This window comes from Mesorhizobium silamurunense (genome assembly GCF_014843825.1).
In the GTDB taxonomy this organism is placed as follows: Bacteria; Pseudomonadota; Alphaproteobacteria; order Rhizobiales; family Rhizobiaceae; genus Mesorhizobium; species Mesorhizobium silamurunense.
This window is the reverse complement of the sequence record NZ_JHQR01000043.1, coordinates 1-23,390: the sequence shown is the minus strand read 5'-3', so window position 1 is coordinate 23,390 and position 23,390 is coordinate 1. Positions and strand designations below refer to the sequence as shown.

The window sequence follows — 23,390 nt, the reverse complement described above, 5'->3', positions numbered from 1 at the left end:
CATGAAAACTGGACCGCGTATCATCACAGTCGCCAACCAGAAGGGCGGCGTCGGCAAGACGACGACGGCCATCAACCTGGCCACGGCGCTGGCCGCGATCGGCGAGCGCGTGCTGATCGTCGACCTCGATCCGCAGGGCAATGCCAGCACCGGGCTGGGCATCGACCGCAAGGACCGCACCGTCTCGTCTTACGATGTGCTGACCGGCGAGCTGGGGCTGGAAGCGGCCGCGGTGCCGACCGCGGTGCCGGGCTTGTCCATCGTTCCCTCGACGCTCGACCTGCTCGGCATCGAGATGGAGATCGCCTCGGCACCCGATCGCGTGCTCAGGCTGCGCAACGCGCTGCGCGCCGCCGCCGAACGCGCGGCGCCGTTCGGCTATGTGCTGATCGATTGCCCGCCTTCGCTCAACCTTTTGACTTTGAATTCAATGGCGGCGGCCGATTCCGTTCTCGTTCCGCTGCAATGCGAGTTCTTCGCGCTTGAAGGTCTCAGCCAATTGCTCGAAACGGTCGAGCAGGTGCGCCGTACCATCAATCCGGATCTCACCATCCAAGGCATCGTGCTCACCATGTATGACGGCCGCAACAACCTCGCCAACCAGGTGGTGCAGGATGTGCGCACCCATATGGGCGACAAGGTCTACGAGACCATCATACCGCGCAATGTGCGCGTTTCCGAAGCGCCCTCCTACGGCAAGCCGGCGATCCTCTACGATCTCAAATGCTCGGGCAGCCAAGCCTATCTGCAGCTCGCTTCCGAGGTGATCCGCCGCGAGCGCAAGCTGCGCGCGGCCTGAGCGGCGCGACAGGCCGAATTCCATTAACGAGTAGCCGATTCGATTCCGTAACGATCTGGACAGAGTAATGAGCGAAGACCAATCGAGAAAAAGACTGGGCCGTGGCCTTGCGGCGTTGATCGGCGAGATCGATCGTCCGGCGGCGCCGGAAAAGCCGAGCGCGGTCGCGGCGGACGGCAAGGTGCCGATCGAGTTCGTCAGCCCGAACCCGAAAAACCCGCGCCGGTATTTCGGCGACGCCGAGCTCACCGACCTTGCGCAATCGATCCGCGAACATGGCGTCGTGCAGCCGGTGGTGGCGCGGCCCTCGCCCTCACAGCCCGGCCGCTACGAAATCATTGCCGGCGAGCGGCGCTGGCGCGCGGCGCAGCGCGCCGGCTTGACCGAGATCCCGCTCATCGTGCGCGACGTCAACGATCGCACCGCGCTGGAGCTGGCGATCATCGAGAACGTGCAGCGCGCCGACCTCAATCCGGTCGAAGAAGCGCAAGGCTATCAGCAGCTGATTGACGAGCATGGCTATACGCATCTCGGCCAGGTGATCGGCAAGAGCCGCAGCCACGTCGCCAACACGCTCAGGCTGCTCAAGCTGCCCAACGTCATCCGCGACATGCTGGTCGACGGCGATTTGTCGGCCGGCCATGCCCGCACGCTGGTCACCGCCGAGGATCCGGCCGGGCTCGCCAAGCGCATCGTCAAGGAGGGCCTGTCGGTGCGCCAGGCCGAGGCGCTGGCGCAGATGCCCGCCGGACCGACGCCGGCCAAGACCAAGTCCGCGGCGAGCGCGCCGGAGAAGGATCCCGATACGCTGGCGCTGGAAAAGCTGATGACCGACACGATCGGCATGATCGTGAGCATCGAGCACAAGGGCAAGGGCGGCACGCTACGGGTCAATTACCGGACGCTGGACCAGCTCGACGAGCTCTGCCGGCGGTTGAAGGACGAGCGCTAAGTTTCTGATGCGCCACGATTTAGCCGGCTAATAAAGGTCTGGCTTAAGGTTAAGTTTCAAGCCTGATATATTGGTGATAGACGTAAGGGCAGACGCTACGCCGGCCCTTTTCGTTGGCGATGGCGATTGGCGAAAGCCGAGGCGACGGCTGATCTCCCCCTCGAGCGGGAGATGGCCGGCAGGCCAGAGGGCGTCGTTCCGCGTAGATCGCCAACGTTATCGGTCGTGCCGGAAGGCGCTGGCGCTCCACGAGCGGCGACCCCCTCTGTCGCCTTCGGCGACATCTCCCCCCTCAAGGGGGAGATTACCCTCGCTGCGCCAGCCTCGCGCTTTCCACCGCGATGCCGAGCAGCGCCTGACGGGCCAGCGCCTCCGACAAATCGGGCCGTTTGCGGGTCTGCAGCACTGCCGTCTGCAGCCGGTTCAGCGCGCGGCCGAGGGCTTCGCTGTTCCAGCGCTCGAGCGTCTTTTCCACCAGCTTGCGGCGTGAGAAGAAGACCGGCGGTCGTGCTCCGGCAACGACCGAGGCCGCGTTGCGGCCGCCGGTGTCCATCTGGCCGCGCATCACCTGGATCGCCTGCAATTGCCGCATCGCCGAGGACAGCACCAGGAAGGGATGACCGCCCGACTGGCAGTGGCGGGTGAATGCAATGTCGAAGTCGCCGACCTTGCCGTCGAGCACGGCGTCGACCGCGGCGTCGAAAGAGACGCCGGAGACATCGCCGGACATCGCATTGACGTCGTCGAGGTCGATCTCCTTGCGACCGTGGGCGTAAAGCACCAGCTTCTCGATCTCGCCGCGCGAGGCTAGCCGGTCGCCGCCGAGATTGCGGCGCAGCGCCTGGCGGGCTTCGAGCGTCATCGACATGCCGGCCTTGCGCAATTCGTCGTCGATCACCGAGTCGAGATCGCGGACCTCGTCGGCATAGCAGGGCAAGGCAATTGCGTTGCCGGCGGCCTCGACGATAGCCCTCAAGCCCGTGCCCTTCTTCAGGTCGCCGGCTTCAATGAGAATGATCGCATCCCGCGCCGGCTCGGTCGTCAGCGCCTTGATGTCGTCGGCCAGCGCCTTCTGGCCGCTGGCGTTGCGCACCCAAAGCAGCCGGCGGTCGGAAAACATCGGCACGGTGCGGGCCTCGTCGAGCAGCCGGCCCTCGTCGCGATCGACTTCCGCGCCATCCAGCTTGACCACCGAGAACGGGTCGTCGAGCGTCAGGCCGGTCTTGGTGGCGAAGGTCTTGGCCCGCTCGGCGACCAGGCCGCGGTCGGGGCCGTAGAGCAGGACGATTGCCATGGCCGGGTCCGGCCGCGCCAGCCACGAATCGACCTCATATCCTTTCTTCTGTGCCATGCGGGTGAGTTAGCACGGCGGGGAGGGTGCGGTGAACCAGAGTTTCGGCAACTTGCGACGGCCCATCTGGTTCACGCCGGGCGATTGCTTCGATGTCGGATGATTCATGGTTGAGCGCCGGCGCCGCACCGGCGTCGACAGTTTTGCCGGAGCTTCTGTAATTGCGCATTTGCCGGCTCTTGCGCCTAAACCGTTCCTGTCATTCGCCAAATTGCGCGGCGGGCGAAAACATCGACAAGAAATTTCGCCGCCATATCTGCATCTTGTCGCCCATGCGCCGCATCGGCTCCACAAGGCTGATGACCGGGGGACCGCCGCCATCTCGCCCGATGAAATGGCGCCGCGGATGTGCAAGTATCGCATCGGCAACATTGGAGGACGAAGGTCATGGCCGATGCTGGAATGTTGCGCTTTCACGTGCCCGAGCCCGAGGTTCGGCCCGGCGGCACGCCCGACTTCTCGAATGTGACCATTCCCAAGGCGGGCTCTGTGCCGCGCCCGGAGATCGACGTCGATCCGCGCACGATCCGCGACATGGCCTTCTCCATCATCCGGGTGCTCAACCGTGCCGGCGAGGCCGTCGGTCCATGGGCCGGGCTGCTCACCGACGAGGAGCTGCTCGAAGGCCTGCGCAATATGATGCGGCTCAGGACCTTCGACGCGCGCATGCAGATGGCGCAGCGCCAGGGCAAGACCTCCTTCTACATGCAGCATCTCGGCGAGGAGGCGGTGAGTTCAGCCTTCCGCAAGGCGCTCAAGCCGGGCGACATGAATTTCCCGACCTATCGGCAAGCCGGCCTGCTGATTGCCGACGGCTACCCGATGGTCACGATGATGAACCAGATCTATTCCAACGAGGCCGATCCGCTGAAGGGCCGGCAACTGCCGATCATGTACTCCTCGAAGGAGCACGGCTTCTTCTCGATCTCCGGCAATCTGGCGACGCAATACATCCAGGCGGTCGGCTGGGCGATGGCCTCGGCGATCTCGAACGATTCGCGCATCGCTGCGGCCTGGATCGGCGACGGCTCGACGGCCGAGTCCGATTTCCACTCGGCGCTGGTCTTCGCCTCGACCTACAAGGCGCCGGTCATCCTCAACGTCGTCAACAACCAGTGGGCGATCTCGACTTTTCAAGGGATCGCGCGCGGCGGCTCCGGCACCTTCGCGGCACGCGGCCTCGGCTTCGGCATCCCGGCGCTGCGCGTCGACGGCAACGACTATCTGGCCGTCCATGCGGTGGCCAAGTGGGCGGCGGAGCGGGCGCGGAAGAATCTCGGGCCGACGCTGGTCGAATATGTCACCTACCGCGCCGGCGCGCATTCGAGCTCGGACGATCCGTCCGCCTATCGGCCGAAGGCAGAGTCCGATGCCTGGCCGCTCGGCGACCCGATCATCCGGCTGAAGAACCATCTCATCCACAGGAAAGTCTGGTCGGAGGAGCGCCACACCCAGGCGGAGGCGGAGATCCTGGAGACGGTGATCGCGGCGCAGAAGGAGGCCGAGAGCCACGGCACACTGCATGCCGGCGGCAAGCCGTCGACGCGCGACATGTTCGAGGGCGTCTATGCGGAGATGCCGCCGCATCTCAGGCGCCAGCGCCAGCAGGCGGGGGTCTGACCATGCCGAGACGGACCATGATCGAGGCGATCCGCGATGCCATGGATGTCTCCATGGCGCGCGACGAACGCGTCATCGTCTATGGCGAGGATGTCGGCTTCTTCGGCGGCGTCTTCCGCTGCACGCAAGGCCTGCAGGCCAAATACGGCAAGAGCCGCTGCTTCGATGCGCCGATCAGCGAATCCGGCATCGTCGGCTCGGCCATCGGCATGGCGGCCTATGGGCTGAGGCCCTGCGTCGAGGTGCAGTTCGCCGACTATGTCTACCCGGCTTACGACCAGATCGTCTCCGAGGCGGCGCGGCTGCGCTATCGATCGAACGGCGACTTCACCTGTCCGATCGTCGTCAGGATGCCGACCGGCGGCGGCATTTTCGGCGGGCAGACGCACAGCCAGAGCCCGGAAGCACTGTTCACGCATGTCTCCGGGCTGAAGACGGTGGTGCCGTCCAACCCGCATGACGCCAAGGGGCTGTTGATCGCGGCGATCGAGGATCCCGATCCGGTGATCTTCCTGGAGCCCAAGCGGCTCTACAACGGCCCGTTCGACGGCCATCACGACAAGCCGGTTACGCCTTGGTCGAAGCACGAGCTCGGCGAGGTGGCGGACGGCCATTACACCATCCCGCTCGGCAAGGCGGCGATCCGACGGCCGGGCTCGGCCGTCACCGTGCTCGCTTACGGCACCATGGTGTATGTCGCGGAGGCCGCGGCCGAGGAGACCGGCATCGATGCCGAGATCATCGATCTGAGGACACTTTTGCCGCTCGATCTCGACACGATCGTCGCGTCGGTGAAGAAGACCGGCCGCTGCGTCGTCGTGCACGAGGCGACGCTCACCTCCGGCTTCGGCGCCGAGCTGGTCGCGCTGGTGCAGGAAAACTGCTTCTACCAGCTGGAAGCCCCGGTGGCGCGGGTCGCCGGCTGGGACACGCCCTATCCGCACGCGCAGGAGTGGGAGTATTTCCCCGGCCCGGCGCGGGTCGGGCGCGCCCTCGTCGAGACCATGGAAGCCTGAGGAGCCTGACGATGGGCGAATATGTGATCAAGCTTCCCGATGTCGGCGAAGGCGTCGCCGAGGCCGAGCTTGTCGAGTGGCACGTCAAGATCGGCGACCTGGTGCGCGAGGACGCGGTGCTGGCGGCCGTCATGACCGACAAGGCGACGGTGGAGATTCCGTCGCCGGTGGATGGCGAGATCCTTTGGCTCGGCGCCGAGATCGGCGACACGGTGGCGATCGGCTCGCCGATCGTGCGGCTGAAGGTAGCCGGAGAGGGCAATGTCGTGGCGGGTGCGAAATCGCCGGAGGTCACGGCGGCACCCACCCCCAACCCCTCCCCGCAAGGGGGAGGGGGACGAGCCTCGGCCACTGAAGCCGGTGTCAAACCGGTCGCAGTTTCACCCAAAAAAGTACCCGTGGCGAAGGGCGAGCCGGCGCCGCAATCCCCCTCCCTCTTGGCGGGAGGGGTTAGGGATGGTGGTGCTGCGCCGCGGGCGGAAGGCGAGAAACCTTTGGCCTCACCTGCCGTCCGGCTGCGCGCCAAGGAAGCCGGCATCGACCTTCGCCAGGTTCCGGGCAGCGGCCCGGCCGGGCGCATCAGCCATGAGGATATCGACGCTTTCCTGGCACGCGGGCCGCAGCTTGCCCGTGCCACCGGCCTTGCGCGCAAGGAGGGCGTCGAGGACATCAAGGTGGTCGGCCTGCGGCGCAAGATCGCCGAAAAAATGTCGCTCGCCAAATCGCGCATCCCGCATATCACCTATGTCGAGGAGATCGACGTCACGGCGCTCGAGGAGCTGCGCGCCGCGCTCAACAAGGAGAAGCGGCAGGATCGACCGAAGCTGACGCTGCTTCCCTTCCTGATGCGGGCGATGGTCAAGGCGATCGCCGACCAGCCGAATCTCAATGCGCTGTTCGACGACGAGGCAGGCGTCATCCACCAGCATGAGGGCATCCATATCGGCATCGCCGCGCAGACGCCCACCGGGCTCGTGGTACCGGTGGTCAAGCATGCCGAGGCCCGCGACATCTGGGATAGCGCTGCCGAGGTCAACCGGCTTGCCGAGGCGGCCAAGTCCGGCACGGCGACACGCGAGGAGCTCTCGGGATCGACCATCACCATCACCTCGCTCGGCGCCATGGGCGGCGTGGCGACGACGCCGGTCATCAACTATCCGGAAGTGGCGATTGTCGGCGTCAACAAGATGATGGTGCGGCCGGTATGGGACGGCACGCAATTCATTCCACGCAAGATGATGAACCTGTCGTCCAGCTTCGACCATCGCGTCATCGACGGCTGGGATGCCGCCGTCTTCGTCCAGCGCATCAAGGCGCTGCTGGAGACGCCGGCGCTGATCTTCGTGGATTGATCGGGATGGGAGGAGGAGTTGCCTCTTTGACTCAATCCGAAAGAGGCCGTCGCCGATCCCCGGCAACCGGCCAGCAGTCGCAAATTGCCAACGTCTGCGGTTGGCAGCAGACTTCCATGCCTTCGTCATCCTCGGGCTTGACCCGAGGATCCATGCCGTGCCCGACGTCGAAGGGCGCGGCGGAGCAGAATTCTGGACCGTTGCAACGCCTTCGCGTCACGGCATGGATCCTGGGGTCTGCACGCGTCGCTGCGCTCCTTGCTCCGCCCCAGGATGACGAGGTTCGGGAGGGCTCGGCCAATCGCCAAGGTCTGCGACTGAATTCCCGACGTCTATCGTCGCAGGCTGCCTGCCCGCCGAAATCCCCGTGCTCAGTAACGAGGACCCCATGAAAGAAATCTCCTGCAAGCTGCTCGTCATCGGCGCCGGCCCCGGCGGCTATGTCTGCGCCATCCGCGCCGGCCAGCTCGGCGTCGACACGGTGATCGTCGAGTTCGGCAAGCCGGGCGGCACCTGCCTCAATGTCGGCTGCATCCCATCCAAGGCGCTCATCCACGCGGCGGAGGAGTTCGAGAAGATCGCGCATATGGCTGGCGGCAAGAGCCCGCTCGGTATCGCGCTCGCCCCGCCGACGCTCGACCTGGTCAAGACCATCGCCTGGAAAGACGGAATCGTTAGCCGGCTGAACAGTGGCGTCGCCGGCCTGCTCAAGAAGGCGAAAGTTAAAACCGTTCATGGCTGGGCGACGTTCCGGGACGGCAAGACCGTCGAGGTCGAGACCGAGACCGGGACGCAGGTGATCCGCGCCGAGACGGTCGTAATCGCCACCGGCTCGGCCGCGGTCGAATTGCCGTTTCTGCCTTTCGGCGGTCCGGTCATCTCGTCCACCGAAGCGCTGGCGCTGAACGAGGTGCCGAAGACGCTTGCCGTGGTCGGTGGCGGCTATATCGGGCTGGAGCTCGGCATGGCCTTCGCCAAGATGGGCGCCAAGGTCACCGTGGTCGAGGCCCTGCCACGCGTGCTGGCGCAATATGACGCGGAACTGACGCGGCCGGTTCTGAAGCGGCTCGGCGAGCTCGGAGTCGAGGTCGTAACCGGCGCCAAGGCCAAGGGGCTGTCGACCAAGGGTGACGCACTGCTGGTCGAGATGGCCGACGGGAAGAACGCCAAGGTCGCCGCCGACAGGATTCTGGTCACCGTCGGCCGCAAGCCGCTCACCGAGGGCTGGGGGCTGGAGCAGATCGATGTCGACATGGCGGGAAAATTCATCCGGATCGACGACCAGTGCCGTACCTCCATGCGCGGCATCCACGCCATCGGCGACGTCACCGGTGAGCCGATGCTGGCGCATCGCGCCATGGCGCAGGGCGAGATGGTGGCCGAGATGGTCGCCGGCCACAAACGAAGCTGGGACAAGCGCGCCATCCCGGCGATCTGCTTCACCGATCCGGAGCTGGTCACTGCCGGCCTGTCACCGGAAGAGGCGAAGGCCTTGGGCGGCGAGATCAAGATCGGGCAGTTTCCCTTCGCCGCCAACGGCCGCGCCATGACGAAGCAAGGCGAGGACGGGTTCGTGCGTGTCGTCGCACGCGCCGACAATCATCTGGTGCTTGGCATCCAGGCGGTCGGGCAGGGTGCGTCGGAACTGTCGGCGGCGTTTGGCCTGGCGCTCGAAATGGGCGCGCGGCTGGAGGACATCGCCGGCACCATCCATGCGCACCCGACGCAGGGCGAAGGTTTCCAGGAAGCGGCGCTCAAGGCGCTGGGGCACGCGCTGCATATTTGAGCTCCCCCTTCTCCCCTTGTGGGAGAAGGTGTCGCCGAAGGCGACGGATGAGGGGTGTTCCAGGGGGGTGAGACGCTGGCGTTCCCTGGAGCACCCCTCATCCGTCTCGGCGCTACGCGCCGATCCACCTTCTCCCACAAGGGGAGAAGGAGAGGGAGAAGCTCAGCTCGCCAGCCGGCTCACCATCTCGTGCTGCGCATAGGCGCGGCCGAAGCGGTTGGCGAGGAACGCGTCGAGCGCGATGTCCTCCTGGCGGACGAAGCCCTTCGCCGGCAGCGAGCCGTCGGCCAGCATGTCGAGCACGGCGCAGATGCCGGAGGCGGTGGTGATCTGGATGGCGCTGCGCACGACATTGCCGACGCGGTGCGAATAGATCTTGTTGGCGTAGGTTTCCTGCAGCAGGCGGCCGTTCTTGCGCCCCGAGACGGTGACGAAGACGATGACCACATCCTGCAGCGTCGCCGGAAGCGCGCTTTCAAAGATGTCCTTCAGCACGTCGCGGCGATGGCGCAGCCCGAGGTCGTTGAGCAGCGCCTTCATGATCGCGGCGTGGCCGGGATAGCGGATGGTGCGGTAGTTCAGCGTGCGCACCTTACCTTTGAGCGTCTCGGCCAAGGTGCCGAGCCCGCCCGAGGTGTTGAAGGCCTCATAGGTGACGCCGTCGAGCGAGAACTCCTCGCGCTCCTCCAGCGGCGGCACCTCGATCAGCTCGCCCTCGACGATCGCCTCGCAGGGCTCGCAATATTCGTTGATGACGCCGTCCGTGCTCCAGGTGAGGTTGTAGTTCAGCGCGTTCGACGGATATTGCGGCAGCGCGCCGACGCGCATGCGCACGCTTTCCAGCGTGTCGAACCGGCTGGCGAGATCGTTGGCGACGATCGAGATGAAGCCCGGCGCCAGGCCGCATTGCGGGATGAAGGCGCTTTTGGCCTCGCGCGCCAGCTCCTTCACCCGCCGGGTCGACACGACGTCCTCGGTGAGGTCGAGATAGTGCACGCCGGTCGCGGCCGCGGCCTCCGCGATGCGCGTGGTGAGGTGGAAGGGTGCTGCGCTCAGCACCGCGAACTTGCCGGCGAGGGTTTTCTCCAGCGCGCCGGGCGCTGCGATGTCGAGTTCCTTGGTCTCGACGCCGGCGGGCAATTCGGCCGCGGCAAGCTGGGCCGCCGAGCGGTCGACGAGCGTGACGTGGTAGTCGCCCGTGGCGCTAAGCATGTCGGCGATGGTCGAGCCGATCTTGCCGGCGCCGACGACAACGATGTTCTTCATGATCAAATACCCCCGCCGATTCGAGTTGCTGTACGCAATTCCGGACGGAAAACCGCTTCACACTTTTCCTGGAATTGCTCACGAGTTGGCGGAATAATTGCAGCTTGCCTGTCGAAAGGAAGCGTGGAATCTGGCAAAGTGAAGCGCAACGTTAAGCGATTTGCCGGAAGAATTCGTCGAAATGATCACTGCTGCCGAACAGGCCCTGCTTTCGCTACTGCGCGCCAACGCCCGCGCCTCGACTGCCGAGCTCGCCCGCCAGCTCGGCGTCTCGCGCACCACGGTGCAGAGCCGGATCGAGCGGCTGGAGCAGCGCGGCATCATCGCCGGCTATGGTGTGCGGCTTTCGCCCGACTATGAGCAGGGGCTGGTCAAGGCGCATGTGCTGCTTACCGTCACGCCCAAGCTCGCCGACAAGGTGGTGCGCGCTTTGCAAGCGCTGCCGCAGGTGCGGACGCTGCATTCGGTGAGCGGCAATTTCGACATGATCGTCATCGTCGACGCGCCGTCGATCCGCGATCTCGACGCGTTGCTCGACCGGATCGGGGCGATGGACGGGGTGGAGCGGACGTCGTCGTCGATCATCCTGTCGACGCGGATCGATCGCTGACCAGAACAGCTGTTTGTTCCGACGCAATTCCTGGAATTGCTCCAGGGCTCGCTATCGCTTGCCGGCCGAATAGACGATCGCCTGCAGCGGCATGCGCCCGGGGTGGCTGCCGAATTCCCGGCGAAGCTCCTCCGCGACCGCCTGGACCACCTGCTCCGGCTCGCCGCCACGCGCCCGGATCTGATCGGCCAGCGGGTTGCCATGGACGACTCCGCGGGCAAACTGATCGATGTCCGGGATCTCCCTTTCCAGCCTGACCACGGAAATGTCGATATCGGCAAAGCCGGCGTCGATCATGCCTTCTTTGACCGGATCGACCTGGTGGAAGGAGAACGGCACCTTGTAGAACTGCGGCGGATCGACGGGGAAGAAACGCTCCACAACCTTGTCCGCGATCCAGGCATAGGGATTATACCGAGGCGAATCCCAGACGTTGAAAAGATAGCGGCCTGCGGGCGCCAGAACGCGATGGACCTCACGGTAGGACTTGCCCTTGTCCGGATAAAACATCACACCGAACTGACAGACGACAGCATCGAAGCTGGCATCCTCGAAGGGCAGCTGCATGGCGTCGGCGGGCTGGAATTCGACCTGCTCGCCAGGCCTGAATTTCTGGCTCGCGACCTCGAGCATGGGCGGGTTGAGATCTGGCGCAATCAGCGCCGCGCCGTCAGGCAGGGCATCGCGCAGCCGGAGGGGGACGATACCGGTCCCCGCCGCTGTCTCCAGCACCCGCGCCGGAGCGAAAGCAGACACCCGCCGCGCGATGTCTTCGGCATAGCCGGCGAAGATGACTGGTCCCAGGATCCGATCATAGTGTTCGGGGATGGAGCCGGTGAAACGCGCGGAGTCGCTGCCCATGATATCCTCCCTGCCGGCGCAGGATATCATGAAGCCCTCACCCGCGTTGTTCACACTTGTCGATCGGGCGGACACCCCGAGGGAGCCCCGCTATGCCCGGCGCCGCTCTGGCCCGTGATCCAGCCACTCCAGATCCTCCGGCGACAGCGAAATATCCAGCGCTTTGAGGCTGTCCTCCAGCTCGTCCAGCGTGCGCGGGCCGATCAGCGGCACGGACGGGAAGGGCTGCGCCAGCACGTAAGCGAGCGCGACATGAATCGGGCTCTTGCCGAGCCTCCTCGCCAGCTCGATGGCGCGGTCACGGCGGCCGAAGTTCTTCTCCGAGTACCAGACCCGCACCAGCTCCTCATTGTCGTGGCGGTCGCGGCCGGCGCGGTCGGTGAAGAAGCCGCGGCCCTGGCTCGACCAGGCGAAGTTCGGCATCTGGCGCGCCGTCAGCCAGGCTTTCCAGGCATCAGTCGAGGAGGTGATGCAGCCGGCCCAGATCGGCTCCAGCATCTCGGCCAGCGAGAAATTGTTGGAGAGCGCGCCGGGCTTCTGCTTGCCGGTGCGTTCGGCATAGGCAATCGCCTCGTCCATGCGCTCCATCGTCCAGTTGGAGCCGCCGAACAGCCCGCGGATGCGGCCTGCCTTGGCCTCTCGGTCCATGGCATCGACGAACTCGCCGACCGGCACGTCCGGATTGTCGCGGTGCATGAAATAGACGTCGACATGGTCGGTCTGCAGCCGGTCGAGCGACTGGGCGAGCTGCTTGCCGATCACGTCGGGGTAGCAGAGCGGCGAATGCGCGCCCTTGGCGATGATGACCGATTTTTCGCGCACGCCGCGATTCCTCAGCCACTGCCCAAGGAGCGTCTCGGTGTAGCCGGCGCCATAGACATAGCCGGTGTCGAACAAATTGCCGCCGACTTCGAAGAAGGCGTCGAGCAGGATAGAGCCTGAGGAAAAAGTTCGGAAATCCTCGAAGCCGAGCGCCAGCCGCGACACGGAGCGCGGCAGGCCTGGGATATCGCGTTTGCCGATGGCGGTGCCGCCGGTTCTGAGCGGCCGGCCGGAGATGGTGTTGACGCGCTTAGCCGGCTTCTCGATCTCATATTCGAGCCCGACCGCGGCGCGCCATTTGTCGAGCACGCGCAGCGTGCCGAGACTGTCGGCCCAGCCCATGCCCGGCCAGGCGAACTCCTGCCTGCCTGCCCGGATCGCTTCGCCGGCGGCATCGACCTCGAAGGAATAGACATGGCGGGTTTCGTTGACACTGATGGTTTCGCGCGTCCCGTCGGAGCGGATCACGTCGATCTTGCCCAGGCCGACATCGCGATTGCCACCGGCGAACCAGAAGTCAGGCACCTCGACATGGCCCTTGGTGCCGAAAATGCGCAGCACATTGTCCTGGTTGAGCGAAATGCTGCAGGAGACCTCGGCGACGATGCCACCGGGGAAATGCAGCAGCGCCGAGGCCCATTCGTCGACGCCGGACTGGCCGAGATGGGCGGTGCCCACCACCTTGTCCGGCTCGAGGAAGGGCTGCCCCACGGCCGCGCCGGCAATCAGCCTGGCCATCGACACCGGATAGCCGCCGACATCGAGGATGCCGCCGCCGGCCAGCTCGTTGGCGTAAAGCCGGTGCTCCGGCAGGAAGCCCGGCATGGCGAAGCCGAAGCTCGACTTGATCATGCGCACCTCGCCGATGACGCCCGACTTGACCGACTCGACCAGCTGCAAGGTTTGTGGGTGCAGGCGGTACATGAAGGCTTCACCGAGGAACGTGCCCGCCTTGCGCGCCGCATGCATCATGGCGTCGGCCTCGAAGGCGGTCAGCGCCAGCGGCTTCTCGCAAAGCACGTGCTTGCCGGCCTCGGTGGCCTTGATCGCCCATTCGGCATGGCCGGGATGCGGTATCGAGATGTAGACGGCGTCGACTCCATCGTCGGCAAGCAGCGCCTCATAGCCGTCGAGGATGCGCGCGCCCGGAAAGGCCTCCGCGAGACCCGGCTTGCCGGGGTTGCGGGCGCCGAGCGCGACCAACTCGCCGGTGCGCGACTGCGCCACGCCGCCGGCAAAGGATCTTGCGATGCTGCCGGGTCCGAGGATGCCCCAGCGAATTTTTCCAAATGTCATGTCGAATTCTCCATGCGATCGCCGCCACGCCTGGCATGCCGGCAAAGAAAACTGGGATCAGCGAATCCTCGCACCTGTCCTGTCGAAGAGCAGCGAGCGCTCGGCCTTGATCGAGACGGTGAAATGGTCGCTGCTGGCGCGCTGGCGCCTGGCCTCGCGCTCGATGATCAGCTCCTCCGGCCCGGCATCGGCGTAGACGTAGCTTACCGAGCCCAGATGCTCGGCGACGTCGGCCTTGACCGGTATGTCGCAGTCGCCCTCGCCGGCCTCGAAGAAATGCTCCGGCCTGACCCCGAGCATGACCTCGGTGCCTACGGTCGGGAACGCCTCGCAGAGCGGTTTGCGCAACCGGGCGCCGCCGTGATTGACGAGCTCGACGACTGCTGCGCTGTTGGACGTCTCGACGACCTTCGCTGCGATGAAATTCATCTTCGGCGAGCCGATGAAGCCGGCGACGAAACGGTTGGTCGGATCGTCATAGAGGTCGAGTGGCGCGCCGATCTGCTCGACATTGCCGGCCTTGAGCACGACGATGCGGTCGGCCAGCGTCATGGCTTCGGTCTGGTCGTGCGTCACATAGATCATGGTGACGCCGAGCTCCTTGTGCAGGCGCGAGATCTCGACCCGCATCTGGACCCTGAGCTCGGCGTCGAGATTCGAGAGCGGTTCGTCGAACAGGAACACCTGCGGCTCGCGCACGATGGCGCGGCCGATGGCGACTCGCTGGCGCTGGCCGCCGGACAATTGTTTTGGGCGACGCTGCATCAGCTCGTCGATGCACAGGATCTCGGCGGCGCGTTTCACCCGCCGTTCGGTGTCGGCCTTCGGGTTGCCGTTCATCCGCAATCCGAAGCTCAGGTTCTGCTCCACCGTCATATGCGGATAGAGCGCATAGGACTGGAACACCATGGCGATGCCGCGGTCCGCCGGCTCGACGTCGTTCACCACCTTGCCGCCGATGGCGATCTCGCCGCCGCTGATGTCCTCCAGCCCGGCGACCATGCGCAAAAGCGTGGACTTGCCGCATCCCGACGGTCCGACGAAGACGACGAATTCGCCGTCGGCGATATCAAGGTTGGCGCCATGGACGACCTCGAAGGTGCCGAAGCGCTTGACGACATTGGTGAGGGTGACGGCGGCCATCGCGTCCTTTCTATTTGACGGCGCCGGCGGCGATGCCGGCGATGAAATGGCGCTGCAAGAGCACGAAGACGATGAGCATCGGCACGGTCAGCATGACGGCGCCGGCCATGATGCCGCCCCAGGAAACCTTGGTGAGGCCGATCAGCGTGCCGAGCGCCACCGGCGCCGTCATCGCGCCGGGCTGGCTGTTGATCAGCAGCGGCCAGAGATAATTGTTCCACGAGGCGAGGAAGAGGATGATGGCGAGCGCCGCCAGCATCGGCCGCGCCAGCGGCAGCGCGACGAACAGGAAGATGCGCCATTCCTTCACGCCTTCGACCCTTGCCGCATCAAACAGCTCCGCCGGCATCATCGAAAAAGCCTGGCGCATGAAGAGCACGCCGAGCGAATTGAAGAGCGGCGGCACGATCAGCGCGACCCAGGTGTTGGCGAGCTGGAAATCGCGCGCAACCATGATGAATTGCGGGATCAGCACCACCGCGTAGGGAAGCGTGATGGTGCCGAAGATGATCGCCACCACGATGCCCTTGCCGAGGAACTCGTAACGCGCCAGCGCCCAGCCGGCCATCGAGGTGAGCAGCACCGAAAGGAAGGTATAGGTCACCGCCACCGAAACGGAGATGCCGATGGCGCCGACGAAATTGGTGTCGCGCTGCAGATTGTTGAAATTGTCGAGGAAGCCGTCATGCGGCAGAAGCTCGATGCCGGGGCTGAAGATGCCGTTGTCGGGCATGGTGGAAAACACCACCATCATCCACAGCGGAAACAGCCAGATCAGCGCCAGCGGCGTCAGGAAAAGATGCAGCGCAATCGTGCGCCCGAGCCGTCTTTGGGAACGCGAAGTCATTTCGGCTCCCTCGTCAGCCAGAGCTGCACCAAAGTGATCGCGATCGCCAGGCCCGCCATGGTGTAGGCGACGGCCGAGGCATAGCCGAAATTGAGCGAGCGGAAGCCCTGGCGATAAAGCAAGAGACCCAGCGTCTCCGTGCCGCCGCCCGGTCCGCCGCGCTCGGTGATCAGGAACGGCTCGGTGAAGAGCTGCATGGTGCCGATGATCGACAGCACGGCGCAGAAGACGATGACCGGCTTCAACAGCGGCAAGGTGATGTGGAAGAACTGCTTGACCTTGCTGACACGATCGAGCGTCGCCGCCTCATAGACGTCGTCCGGAATGGACTGCAGGCCGGCAAGGATGATGATGGCGTTGTAGCCGGCCCAGCGCCAGGTGACCGCGATCATGATCAGCGCCATGGCCGGCGTGACGTTGGAGAACCAGTCGATCTTCGGCAGGCCGACGCTGTTCAAGAGCTTGTTGACGATGCCGAAATCGAGGCTGAACATCAGCCGGAACACCGCCGAATAGGCCACCTCGCCGACCACGACCGGGGCGAAGAAGGCAAAGCGGTAGAGGCCGCGCGCTTTCAGCAGCGGCGAATTCAAAAGCACCGCCATCACGATCGCCAGCGAGATCATCACCGGCACCTGGATGACGAGGATCAGCAGCGTGTTCTTCAGCGCATTGAAGAAGGCAGGGTCGCCGATCAGGCGGCCCCAGTTGAAGGTTGGCGCGAAGCGCCACGGCACGGTGCGGGTCGCCTGGAAGGAGATCAGGAAGGAGCTGATGATCGGCCAGATCCAGAAGATGGCGAAGATCAGCAGATAGGGCGTGAGGAAGCGATACGCGGTGGCGTTGCGGTAGCGCATCGTCCTTCCTCCTTTCTACTCCTGATGGTTTGTCACGCCGGTTGCCGGCGTCAATCGCAAAGGCAGGCCCTGCCCCTCATCCGCCCGTCGGGCTCCTTCTCCCCGTATAGTGACGGGGAGAAGGGAAGATGGCCGATTACTTGACCGGCAGGCCCGTCGCCGCGGCGATCTGGCTGGCGGCGTCGTCGAGCGCGGCCTTGGCATCCGCGTAGCCGCCGGCCAGATATTTGGTCTGCACGGCGCGTATGATGATCTCGGCATCGCTCTGGAACGGCGTGCCGCGGCTCGGCACGACCTTCGGCAAGGTGGCCAGAATGTCCTTCCACACCGCCTGGTCGCCCCAATAGGGCTGGCCTTGCGCGACGTAAGGATCGTCGAGCGCCGAGATCAGCGAGGGCACCAGGCCGAAATCCTTCAGCATGGTGATCTGGCCTTCGTTGGTTTCCAGCGTGTATTTCAGGTAGGCGTAGGCAGCTTCCTTGTTCTTGCTGGCCGAGGTGATGGCCAAGGAGGAGCCGCCGAGATTGGCGGCGCGCGGGCCGTCGGCGGTGAGGCTCGGCATCAGATAGACGCCCCACTTACCGCTTTCCTTCGGCGATTCGGTGCGGATCGTGCCCTCATACCAGCCGCCATAGACCTGGGTGGCGACCGTGCCGGCGGTGTTGTTGGTGATCTTGGTCGACCAGTCGGCCGAGGACACGATGCCGGCGTCCTTCATCTCCTTGACCTTGGTCATGGCATCGACGCATTTCGGCTGGTTGACCGTGATCGACTGGCCATCCTCGGCGAAATAGGCGCAGCCCTGCTCGTTGGAGATCATGCGGAAGAATTCGGTGTCGCCGTTGAAGTCGGCATTGGTCATGGTGACGCCGGGATTGGCGGCCTGGATCTTCTTGCCGGCGGCGATGAAATCGTCCCAGGTCTTGATCGAAGCCGGATCGACGCCGGCCTTCTCGTAGAAGTCGCGGCGGTAGAAGACGGCGACCGGGCCGGAATCCCAGGGCATGGCGTAGGCCTTGTCGCCGACCTCGAGCTCGGTGCGCTTGAAGTCGGGGAATTTCTTCTGGTCTTCCGCGGTGTAGCCCAGCGTGTGCAGGTCGACGAAGCAGTCCGGGAACTGGCTCCAGTAATTCTCGGCCTCGCCGTTCTCGATCGAGACGATGTCGGGCAGGCCGACGCCGCCGGCGGCGCAGCCGGCGATCGACTTGTCATAGGTCGGCTGGTTGCCGAGGTCCTGAACCGTGACCTTGATGTCGGGATATTTCTTGTTGAAGCCTTCGACCGTCGATTTCAGCGACGAGGCGGCGATGTTCCAGCTCCAGATCGTGAGTTCGCCGGATTGCGCCAAGGCAGGGCCGCAGCCCAGGGCAAGCAAAAGCGTGGCGCAGGTCAGTGTGGTGCGCATTGAAATCCTCCCATTTCGTTTGCTCTCTCACCGTGAGCGTGGATAGATTATGCGGCGCGGAAGGCTTGTCCCCGACAAAGGGAATAAGAAGTTGGCGGAAAGTAAGATGCCGGAGCGTCCGTTCTACCAGCCAGGCGCAAGCAGCGTCGAAGGCCTGCCGCTGGCTTTGCAGATGTTCCACAACCACCCGCTGGTGATGTTGAAGCCGCACTGGCACGCCCAGGTCGAGGTGAATTTTATCGTCCGCGGCAGCGTGCATTACCGCATGGCGGAGCATGAGATCTCGCTATCGGCCGGCGAGATGTGCCTGTTCTGGGGCGGACTGCCGCACCAGATGGACGATCTGACCGACGACGCGATCTATGCCGGCGCGCACCTGCCCCTGGTGCATTTCTTCAGGCTGCACTTGCCCGCCGATGTCAGGCACCGGCTGATGACCGGCGCGACCCTTGTGACGAATGCCACCGACCAGTCCGACAACGACAATTTCAAGCGCTGGAACGAGTATGCGCGCTCGGGCGATGCGGCCAAGGCCGAACACGCCGTCAACGAGCTGCTCTTGCGGCTCGAGCGGGTGCGCTTCGAGCCGTACCGGCTGGTGCCGGAAACCGCGTCCGGACACGGGGCGGGCAGTCCCTTCGACCAGCAGTCCTCGCGCAATGTCGGGCGCATGTGCGACTTCATCGCCGAGAATTTCCTCTACGACATCGACTGCGTGAGCATCGCTTCAGCCGCCGACATCCATCCGAAATACGCCATGAGCCTTTTCAAGAAATCGACAGGCATGACGCTCAACGAGTATGTCAATCTTTTGCGGCTGAGCTATGCGCAGGCGCTTCTGATGCATGAGGGCGCCAACGTGCTGAAGGTCGCGATGGACTCGGGCTTCGGCTCGCTCAGCGCTTTCAACAAATCCTTCCGCAAGCTTGCCGGCATGTCACCCTCAGATTTCCGCAGGGCGGGCGTCAGGTAGCCCATTGATCAGGCGGCGGGTTCCCTCGCCGCTGGAAAGCTGACGATCACGGCAAGCCCTGGATTGTTGTTCTCCAGCGTAATTGTCGCGCCATGCAGGTCGGCCACCGCCTTGACGAGGCTCAAGCCCAGGCCACTGCCCGGCGTCGTGCGACTGGAATCCAGCCGGTAGAGCCGCTGGAAGACTTTCTCGCGCTCCTCGGCCGGGGTGCCGGGGCCATTGTCGCGGACATGGACGAGGACGCGGTCGCCTTGCCTGGTCACCGCCAGCTCAATCGCCGTGCCCGGCGGGCAATGCCTAAGCGCGTTCTCGACCAGGTTGGCGAGCATCTGCATCAGCAGGTCGCGATCGCCGTGGATGTGGCATTTCGTCTCCGGAACGATCTCTGTCGACAGTGATTTTCCATCGTCCTCCGCCACATCGGCATAGACCTCGCCGATGGTGCCGACGACGCTGCCGACGTCGAGGTCGACAAAACGCGCCTTGCGCGCGCCGGCCTCGATCTGGGCGATGCGCAGCAGCGCGTCGAAGGTCTCGTTGATCTGTCGGCTTTCGGTGCGCGCATCGGCCAGCTCGGTGGTGATGTCCTCGCCTACAGCCGTCTTGTCGGCGGCCTGCTCCAGGATCATCTGCAGGCGGTTGAGCGGCGTCTTCAGGTCGTGCGCGATGTTGGCGCTGACCTCGCGCATGCCGTCGACCAGGCCCGACAGGCGGTCGAGCGCGGCGTTCACCTGGGTGGATACGGCGTCGATGTCGTCGCCATTGCCGACCAGCGGAATGCGCGCGTCGAGCCGGCCGTGCGAGACGTCGACCATGGTGGCGGCGATGCCGTCGAGGCGCCGCTGGACACGCGAGGCGAGCAAGGCGCCGCCGGCGATCGCGAGCCCGGTGATGAACAGCGTGCCCCAGCCGAAGCTCATCAGCACGATAGTCTCCAGCTCGTCGGTCTCGGCCAGCGAGAAGGCGACCGTGAGACTGTTGCCGCCGACCTCGCCGGTATAGGCGCGGTACATCGTGTCGGGCGGCACGCCCGGCAATCTGGCGGCGAACATCGAAAAACCGTCGGGCAGGCCGGAAGCGGTGAAGTTTCCGGCCAGATGGTTGCCGTCGGCATCGCTCAGCGAGAAAAGCTGATCCTTGTCGGGGCTGAGGTCGGCGTTGTTGTTGACCGAGGCGACAAGGTCCTCCTTTTCGTTCCCCGCATAGGTCAGGGCCACGACCGTATAGGTCTCCTTGATCGATTGATCGAGCCGTCTCGCCAGGTTGGCGCTCATCAGCTGGTAGACGATCGCGCCGGAAAGGATGAAGGCAAGCACGAACAGGAAGGCAAAGGTGAGCGCCAGCCGGAACGGCGTGCTGCGCAGCAGGCTGGGGCGTGCCTCTTTCATTGCACTAGGCAGGCATCGGCCAGAACAGCCGCAGCAAGACCAGGGCCGCCAAGATCCAGACAGCAATCATGAAGATCAGCCCTGCCTTGCTGACCGGCCTGGCGCTGCGCGTTGCCTCGTCGCGGAATTCCTGCATGAGACCGGCCGGAACCAGCCTGACCGCCAGCATGATGCCGAGCGGCACGATCAAAAGGTCATCCAGATAGCCGAAGATTGGGATGAAATCCGGAATGAGATCGATGGGGCTGAGGGCATAGGCCGCGACCGCACCGGCAACGGCCTTCGCATACCAGGGAACGCGAGGATCGCGGGCGGCAAGCCACAACGCCACCACGTCGCGCTTGATGCCGCGCGCCCATCGCTTTGCAGTGTCCAGCATCGACATGCCGCTTATATACCGACACCCTGCCGGACGTGCGAGATGCGATCGAGCATGCATCGTCAACCCTGGGCATGCAGGCTGTAGCCGGTATTGCGCACGGTATGGATGAGCGGCACCTCGAACGGCCTGTCGACCTTGGCCCTGAGCCGGCTGATATGGGTCTCGACGACGCTGGTCTTGGGATCGAAATGGAAATCCCAGACGCGCTCCAGGAGCATGGTGCGCGTAATCACGCGGCCCTCGCCGCGCATCAGCACCTCGAGCAGGCTGAATTCGCGGGGCTGCAGGTCGATCACCTGGCCCTGCCTGGTCACGTGGCGCATGATCAGGTCCATTTCGAGGTCGGCGACGCGCAGGCTGGTCTTCTGCTCCTGCGCCGCCGGCCGCCGGCCGAGCGCGTTGATGCGGGCAAGCAGCTCCGAAAAGGCGAACGGCTTGACGAGATAATCGTCGCCGCCGGCCTCCAGTCCTTCGACCCGGTCGTCGACGCCGCCGATGGAGGTCAGGAATATGGCCGGCGTCTTGACGCCGGCCGCGCGCACCGCCTTTATCATCGACAGGCCGTCGAGGCCGGGAACCATGCGGTCGGCTACGATGACGTCATAGGCATCGCGGGTCGCCGCGACGAGCGCGTCATGGCCGTTGCGCAGGAGATCGCAGGCGTGCCCGGCTTCGCCCAGCCCCCTGACGATGTAGTCGGCAGTCCTCGGATCATCCTCAACCAGCAGAAGTCGCATGTTGGCGCATCGTCCGGATTCCATCGCAAACGCCATGGTAGCATCGGCGACGACCCATTCCCACAAGCCGGGCTTACGCACGCCTGTCCAGGTCCTTACAAATTCGTAAGAATGACCGAAAATACCGATCAGGCCTCGCAATGGGGTTGGAGAAAGGCTAGTGGGATGACGTCCTGCCTGGCCGGAGTGACTGAAACCGAATGGCTTACACATTGCTCAAGTCGGCGCCAAAAGCGTTCGACCAGCACAAGCGCCTGATCGTCGTCCAGGCCGCCGCGGTGGTGGCCGTCGTGCTGCTGTTGTTTTCCAAGCCGTTTCTCAGCGAGGGCTCGAGCGGGCACGAGCTGGTGGAGACGGCCGGCTTCGGCCTTGTGCTCGTCTGTTTCCTCGGCCGGCTGTGGAGCATCCTCTATGTCGGCGGCAAGAAGAACGACGAACTGATCGTCTCGGGTCCGTTCTCGATGAGCCGCAACCCGCTCTATTTCTTCTCGACCATCGGAGCGGTCGGCATCGGGCTGATGTTCGGATCGGTGCTGGCGGCCGGGATGCTCGGCCTCGCGAGCTTCCTCGTCTTCCGCTTCACCGCCGGCCGGGAGGCCGAGTTCCTGACGGCCAAGTTCGGCGCCGCCTACACGGCCTATGCCGAACGGACACCGCGTTTCTGGCCGAACCCGATGCGCTACCGCGACCAGGACCAGTGGCTCTTTTCCACCAGCGCGCTGAAAAGCACGTTCCGGGATGGGCTTTATTTCCTGGCCTTGTTTCCGCTCATCGAGACGGTCGAGCATTTTCGTGTGATCGGCATGCTGCCGACCTTGTTCACAATCTACTGATCGTGATTGGGCATTCGCTGTCCAATCTAAAAAGCCCCGGCCGATTGCACCCAAAAGAAGTCACGGGCAGCGCCTTGAGTCCGTGCTGACGGAGCATATACATCGGTATAACTTTGGCTGTCGGCTGGCGCGATGGACGTTCGCATATCGAAACACAATACACTCGGACGGCTGTCGGTGTTTGAACTCGACGCCTTGCGAGAAGCTTTCAAGCGATCGGTTCGCGAGAACAACGTCACCGAAATCCAGTGGGCCGAGCATGCCGAGCTTTTCGTCAAAAGCGCGATCGGCAAAGAAAGTCGCGCCATCCAGGCCTGATCGGCCGGTGCGACCTTCAGGTCGGCTCATAGCGGTTCACCGTTTCATGGAAACGCCGAACCGCTCTGTCTTTATTGTTTTCACGCAATTCCGGACGGAAGGCTGCGGCGAAGGCGCCGCGCCTAACCGTTACACGCTTTTCCTGGAATTGCTCTAGCCTTTGCCGCCGCCGCGCGCGCTGCGCCGCGTGCTTTCCAGAAGGATCGCCAGACAGCCGACCAGGATCAGAACGCCGCCGGCCAGCGCCGGCAACGCCAGAAGCTTCACGGCGCTGGCGACCAAGGCAATCAGGAGCAGTGCCAGAAGCGCCAGGCTGCCGTCGTCGACGAACATGCCGACGAGCTCCTTCAGGACGAGGCGGATGATTCTCATCGGGCAACTCCTTCAGCGGGCGCCGTGTAGGTGCTGCGCAGCCGGCGCATTATGGCGAAGGATGCAGCGGCGATGACGGCGAAGATGGCAAGGAGCGCAAAATCCTCGCCCGGCCATTCGGCGCCGAGGCCTTCGCCTGTCCAGAACACGCCGAAGCTGGTCAGCATCAGGCCGACGACGAATTTGAGCGCATTTTCCGGCACGCGCGCCAGCGGCCGGTGCACGGCGAGGCCGATCAGCATCACCAGCACGAAAGCCGCCAGCGCGCCGAGGCCGGCTTGAAGCGTCTGGCCGTGGGCGGCACCGACGGCGATGACGATGAACACCACCTCGACGCCCTCGAGCAGCACCGCCTTGAAGGCCGCCACGCCGGCCAGATAGTCGGCGCGGCGGTCGTCGGCCTG

At 64.6% G+C, this 23,390-nt stretch carries 22 protein-coding genes and 1 pseudogene; 10 read left to right on the top strand and 13 right to left on the bottom strand.

Translation table 11 applies throughout. The features are described from left to right. The first annotated feature begins 1 nt into the window (after position 1). Both DH10_RS04220 and DH10_RS04215 read left to right on the top strand, forming a co-directional pair. A complete protein-coding gene (locus DH10_RS04220) occupies positions 2 to 799 on the top strand; it encodes a ParA family protein (RefSeq protein WP_192255286.1) in 798 nt (265 codons plus the stop codon). Positions 800 to 866: 67 nt separating this feature from the next. Next, the gene (locus DH10_RS04215; RefSeq protein WP_192384254.1) at positions 867 to 1,751 is read left to right on the top strand and encodes a ParB/RepB/Spo0J family partition protein; all 885 of its coding nucleotides are present in this window, start codon (positions 867 to 869) and stop codon (positions 1,749 to 1,751) included. A 304-nt stretch (positions 1,752 to 2,055) separates the two neighbouring features. On the opposite strand, the gene holA is transcribed toward DH10_RS04215, so the two are convergent. Further along, positions 2,056 to 3,102: a DNA polymerase III subunit delta gene (gene holA, locus DH10_RS04210; protein ID WP_192255290.1), complete on the bottom strand. Its 1,047-nt coding sequence runs from the start codon at positions 3,100 to 3,102 to the stop codon at positions 2,056 to 2,058. Between the two features lie 387 nt (positions 3,103 to 3,489). On the opposite strand from holA, the gene DH10_RS04205 reads away from it, so the two are divergent. From DH10_RS04205 to lpdA, 4 genes are all read left to right on the top strand, one after another. Beyond that, complete coding sequence (locus DH10_RS04205) at positions 3,490 to 4,722, top strand: 3-methyl-2-oxobutanoate dehydrogenase (2-methylpropanoyl-transferring) subunit alpha (RefSeq protein ID WP_192255292.1); 1,233 nt, start codon at positions 3,490 to 3,492, stop codon at positions 4,720 to 4,722. Between the two features lie 2 nt (positions 4,723 to 4,724). After that, entirely contained in the window at positions 4,725 to 5,738 is a 1,014-nt protein-coding gene (locus DH10_RS04200; RefSeq protein ID WP_192255294.1) for an alpha-ketoacid dehydrogenase subunit beta, read from the top strand. A gap of 11 nt (positions 5,739 to 5,749) precedes the next feature. Next, positions 5,750 to 7,090, top strand: coding sequence for a dihydrolipoamide acetyltransferase family protein (locus DH10_RS04195; RefSeq protein WP_192255296.1), 1,341 nt, complete (start codon positions 5,750 to 5,752; stop codon positions 7,088 to 7,090). Positions 7,091 to 7,478: 388 nt separating this feature from the next. After that, positions 7,479 to 8,876: a dihydrolipoyl dehydrogenase gene (gene lpdA, locus DH10_RS04190; RefSeq protein ID WP_192255298.1), complete on the top strand. Its 1,398-nt coding sequence runs from the start codon at positions 7,479 to 7,481 to the stop codon at positions 8,874 to 8,876. Positions 8,877 to 9,038: 162 nt separating this feature from the next. Here the strand turns inward: lpdA and DH10_RS04185 are convergent, their stop codons facing one another. Further along, a complete protein-coding gene (locus DH10_RS04185; RefSeq protein ID WP_192255300.1) occupies positions 9,039 to 10,142 on the bottom strand; it encodes a saccharopine dehydrogenase family protein in 1,104 nt (367 codons plus the stop codon). Between the two features lie 181 nt (positions 10,143 to 10,323). Here DH10_RS04185 and DH10_RS04180 point away from each other — a divergent pair, with 181 nt between their 5' ends. Continuing rightward, entirely contained in the window at positions 10,324 to 10,752 is a 429-nt protein-coding gene (locus tag DH10_RS04180; RefSeq protein WP_192255302.1) for an Lrp/AsnC family transcriptional regulator, read from the top strand. A 51-nt stretch (positions 10,753 to 10,803) separates the two neighbouring features. Here DH10_RS04180 and DH10_RS04175 read toward each other — a convergent pair whose 3' ends face one another. The 6 genes from DH10_RS04175 to DH10_RS04150 all read right to left on the bottom strand — a co-directional run bounded on the left by DH10_RS04175 (position 10,804) and on the right by DH10_RS04150 (position 17,983). Continuing rightward, complete coding sequence (locus DH10_RS04175) at positions 10,804 to 11,613, bottom strand: class I SAM-dependent methyltransferase (RefSeq protein WP_192384252.1); 810 nt, start codon at positions 11,611 to 11,613, stop codon at positions 10,804 to 10,806. Between the two features lie 90 nt (positions 11,614 to 11,703). Beyond that, positions 11,704 to 13,731 (bottom strand): aldo/keto reductase, encoded by a 2,028-nt coding sequence (locus DH10_RS04170; RefSeq protein WP_192255306.1) that lies wholly within the window; start codon positions 13,729 to 13,731, stop codon positions 11,704 to 11,706. Positions 13,732 to 13,788: 57 nt separating this feature from the next. After that, positions 13,789 to 14,874: an ABC transporter ATP-binding protein gene (locus DH10_RS04165; protein WP_192255308.1), complete on the bottom strand. Its 1,086-nt coding sequence runs from the start codon at positions 14,872 to 14,874 to the stop codon at positions 13,789 to 13,791. A gap of 10 nt (positions 14,875 to 14,884) precedes the next feature. Next, positions 14,885 to 15,721 carry a carbohydrate ABC transporter permease gene (locus DH10_RS04160; RefSeq protein ID WP_192255310.1) on the bottom strand — a complete coding sequence of 279 codons (837 nt, stop codon included), beginning with the start codon at positions 15,719 to 15,721 and terminating at the stop codon, positions 14,885 to 14,887. Continuing rightward, positions 15,718 to 16,578 carry a carbohydrate ABC transporter permease gene (locus DH10_RS04155; RefSeq protein WP_192255312.1) on the bottom strand — a complete coding sequence of 287 codons (861 nt, stop codon included), beginning with the start codon at positions 16,576 to 16,578 and terminating at the stop codon, positions 15,718 to 15,720. Before DH10_RS04155 ends, DH10_RS04160 begins: the two co-directional genes overlap by 4 nt. A gap of 136 nt (positions 16,579 to 16,714) precedes the next feature. After that, positions 16,715 to 17,983 carry an ABC transporter substrate-binding protein gene (locus DH10_RS04150; protein WP_192255314.1) on the bottom strand — a complete coding sequence of 423 codons (1,269 nt, stop codon included), beginning with the start codon at positions 17,981 to 17,983 and terminating at the stop codon, positions 16,715 to 16,717. Positions 17,984 to 18,089: 106 nt separating this feature from the next. Here DH10_RS04150 and DH10_RS04145 point away from each other — a divergent pair, with 106 nt between their 5' ends. Then, on the top strand, positions 18,090 to 18,956 hold the full coding sequence (locus DH10_RS04145; protein WP_192255316.1) for a helix-turn-helix domain-containing protein: 867 nt from the start codon (positions 18,090 to 18,092) through the stop codon (positions 18,954 to 18,956). Positions 18,957 to 18,964: 8 nt separating this feature from the next. Here the strand turns inward: DH10_RS04145 and DH10_RS04140 are convergent, their stop codons facing one another. Genes DH10_RS04140 through DH10_RS04130 form a run of 3 tightly spaced genes read right to left on the bottom strand, consistent with a single transcriptional unit; the run spans position 18,965 to position 21,463 of the window. Beyond that, entirely contained in the window at positions 18,965 to 20,344 is a 1,380-nt protein-coding gene (locus DH10_RS04140; RefSeq protein WP_192384250.1) for a HAMP domain-containing sensor histidine kinase, read from the bottom strand. 4 nt (positions 20,345 to 20,348) lie between these two features. Further along, positions 20,349 to 20,729: a YkvA family protein gene (locus DH10_RS04135; RefSeq protein ID WP_192255320.1), complete on the bottom strand. Its 381-nt coding sequence runs from the start codon at positions 20,727 to 20,729 to the stop codon at positions 20,349 to 20,351. A gap of 56 nt (positions 20,730 to 20,785) precedes the next feature. After that, positions 20,786 to 21,463, bottom strand: coding sequence for a winged helix-turn-helix domain-containing protein (locus DH10_RS04130; RefSeq protein ID WP_192255322.1), 678 nt, complete (start codon positions 21,461 to 21,463; stop codon positions 20,786 to 20,788). A gap of 200 nt (positions 21,464 to 21,663) precedes the next feature. Here DH10_RS04130 and DH10_RS04125 point away from each other — a divergent pair, with 200 nt between their 5' ends. Next, the gene (locus tag DH10_RS04125) at positions 21,664 to 22,296 is read left to right on the top strand and encodes a methyltransferase family protein (protein WP_192255324.1); all 633 of its coding nucleotides are present in this window, start codon (positions 21,664 to 21,666) and stop codon (positions 22,294 to 22,296) included. Between the two features lie 132 nt (positions 22,297 to 22,428). After that, positions 22,429 to 22,614 carry a hypothetical protein gene (locus tag DH10_RS04120; protein ID WP_192255326.1) on the top strand — a complete coding sequence of 62 codons (186 nt, stop codon included), beginning with the start codon at positions 22,429 to 22,431 and terminating at the stop codon, positions 22,612 to 22,614. Between the two features lie 153 nt (positions 22,615 to 22,767). On the opposite strand, the gene DH10_RS04115 is transcribed toward DH10_RS04120, so the two are convergent. Continuing rightward, on the bottom strand, positions 22,768 to 22,986 hold the full coding sequence (locus tag DH10_RS04115) for a hypothetical protein (RefSeq protein ID WP_192255328.1): 219 nt from the start codon (positions 22,984 to 22,986) through the stop codon (positions 22,768 to 22,770). Beyond that, positions 22,983 to 23,390: pseudogene (locus tag DH10_RS04110) on the bottom strand (hypothetical protein); the annotation flags it as partial. The gene DH10_RS04115 and the pseudogene DH10_RS04110, both read right to left, overlap by 4 nt.

What these genes read in the sequence shown, in the direction of transcription:
- DH10_RS04200 (WP_192255294.1), top strand. Translation starts at nt 4,725, where the DNA reads ATGCCGAGACGGACCATGATCGAGGCGATCCGCGATGCCATGGATGTC.
- DH10_RS04155 (WP_192255312.1), bottom strand. Translation starts at nt 16,578, where the DNA reads ATGCGCTACCGCAACGCCACCGCGTATCGCTTCCTCACGCCCTATCTG.
- DH10_RS04135 (WP_192255320.1), bottom strand. Translation starts at nt 20,729, where the DNA reads ATGTCGATGCTGGACACTGCAAAGCGATGGGCGCGCGGCATCAAGCGC.
- DH10_RS04170 (WP_192255306.1), bottom strand. Translation starts at nt 13,731, where the DNA reads ATGACATTTGGAAAAATTCGCTGGGGCATCCTCGGACCCGGCAGCATC.
- DH10_RS04160 (WP_192255310.1), bottom strand. Translation starts at nt 15,721, where the DNA reads ATGACTTCGCGTTCCCAAAGACGGCTCGGGCGCACGATTGCGCTGCAT.
- DH10_RS04215 (WP_192384254.1), top strand. Translation starts at nt 867, where the DNA reads ATGAGCGAAGACCAATCGAGAAAAAGACTGGGCCGTGGCCTTGCGGCG.
- DH10_RS04125 (WP_192255324.1), top strand. Translation starts at nt 21,664, where the DNA reads ATGGCTTACACATTGCTCAAGTCGGCGCCAAAAGCGTTCGACCAGCAC.
- DH10_RS04175 (WP_192384252.1), bottom strand. Translation starts at nt 11,613, where the DNA reads ATGGGCAGCGACTCCGCGCGTTTCACCGGCTCCATCCCCGAACACTAT.
- holA (WP_192255290.1), bottom strand. Translation starts at nt 3,102, where the DNA reads ATGGCACAGAAGAAAGGATATGAGGTCGATTCGTGGCTGGCGCGGCCG.
- DH10_RS04205 (WP_192255292.1), top strand. Translation starts at nt 3,490, where the DNA reads ATGGCCGATGCTGGAATGTTGCGCTTTCACGTGCCCGAGCCCGAGGTT.
- DH10_RS04165 (WP_192255308.1), bottom strand. Translation starts at nt 14,874, where the DNA reads ATGGCCGCCGTCACCCTCACCAATGTCGTCAAGCGCTTCGGCACCTTC.
- DH10_RS04180 (WP_192255302.1), top strand. Translation starts at nt 10,324, where the DNA reads ATGATCACTGCTGCCGAACAGGCCCTGCTTTCGCTACTGCGCGCCAAC.
- DH10_RS04220 (WP_192255286.1), top strand. Translation starts at nt 2, where the DNA reads ATGAAAACTGGACCGCGTATCATCACAGTCGCCAACCAGAAGGGCGGC.
- DH10_RS04185 (WP_192255300.1), bottom strand. Translation starts at nt 10,142, where the DNA reads ATGAAGAACATCGTTGTCGTCGGCGCCGGCAAGATCGGCTCGACCATC.
- DH10_RS04195 (WP_192255296.1), top strand. Translation starts at nt 5,750, where the DNA reads ATGGGCGAATATGTGATCAAGCTTCCCGATGTCGGCGAAGGCGTCGCC.
- DH10_RS04115 (WP_192255328.1), bottom strand. Translation starts at nt 22,986, where the DNA reads ATGAGAATCATCCGCCTCGTCCTGAAGGAGCTCGTCGGCATGTTCGTC.
- lpdA (WP_192255298.1), top strand. Translation starts at nt 7,479, where the DNA reads ATGAAAGAAATCTCCTGCAAGCTGCTCGTCATCGGCGCCGGCCCCGGC.
- DH10_RS04150 (WP_192255314.1), bottom strand. Translation starts at nt 17,983, where the DNA reads ATGCGCACCACACTGACCTGCGCCACGCTTTTGCTTGCCCTGGGCTGC.
- DH10_RS04140 (WP_192384250.1), bottom strand. Translation starts at nt 20,344, where the DNA reads ATGAAAGAGGCACGCCCCAGCCTGCTGCGCAGCACGCCGTTCCGGCTG.
- DH10_RS04145 (WP_192255316.1), top strand. Translation starts at nt 18,090, where the DNA reads ATGCCGGAGCGTCCGTTCTACCAGCCAGGCGCAAGCAGCGTCGAAGGC.
- DH10_RS04120 (WP_192255326.1), top strand. Translation starts at nt 22,429, where the DNA reads ATGGACGTTCGCATATCGAAACACAATACACTCGGACGGCTGTCGGTG.
- DH10_RS04130 (WP_192255322.1), bottom strand. Translation starts at nt 21,463, where the DNA reads ATGCGACTTCTGCTGGTTGAGGATGATCCGAGGACTGCCGACTACATC.